This is a genomic window from Neptunomonas marina (assembly GCF_004005935.1).
In the GTDB taxonomy this organism is placed as follows: Bacteria; Pseudomonadota; Gammaproteobacteria; order Pseudomonadales; family Balneatricaceae; genus Neptunomonas; species Neptunomonas marina.
In genome coordinates this window covers 1-446 of sequence record NZ_SACQ01000032.1, presented here as the reverse complement: position 1 = coordinate 446, position 446 = coordinate 1, and the positions used below count along the sequence as shown (strand labels likewise).

Annotated in this window: 1 protein-coding gene; it reads right to left on the bottom strand. The window is 49.1% G+C overall.

The window, feature by feature from the left end:
- Nucleotides 1–16 precede the first annotated feature (16 nt).
- The coding region (locus EOE65_RS17915) for an NADH:ubiquinone reductase (Na(+)-transporting) subunit E (protein WP_127696272.1) at nt 17–446 on the bottom strand (430 nt) is incomplete at its 5' end.

Here is a 446-nt window from a genome sequence, read left to right as displayed (position 1 = left end):
CTTCTACTGCTGATGATTACAGGGACACGCCTGAGAAGGACAAGAAGCCCAGACTCATCAGACCAACCATGATAAAACGTGAGCCTAAACCGCGCAAAGCCACAGGCACGTCAGCATATTTCAGTTTTTCACTGACAGCTGCCATCACTGTGATTGCCAGAGTCCAGCCAATACCACCACCTAAACCGAACACGGCACTTTCGGCCAGGGTGTAATCACGTTCAACCATAAACGCCACACCGCCGAAAATTGCACAGTTCACTGTGATCAACGGTAAAAAGATACCTAAGGCGTTGTACAGCGAAGGCACGTATTTATCGAGGAACATTTCCAGGACCTGCACTAAACCAGCGATAACGCCGATGTAAGCGATAAACCCTAAGAAACTCAGGTCGGTATCCGGAAAGCCCAACCAATCCAAAGCACCAGGCGCCAAAAACTGCTTA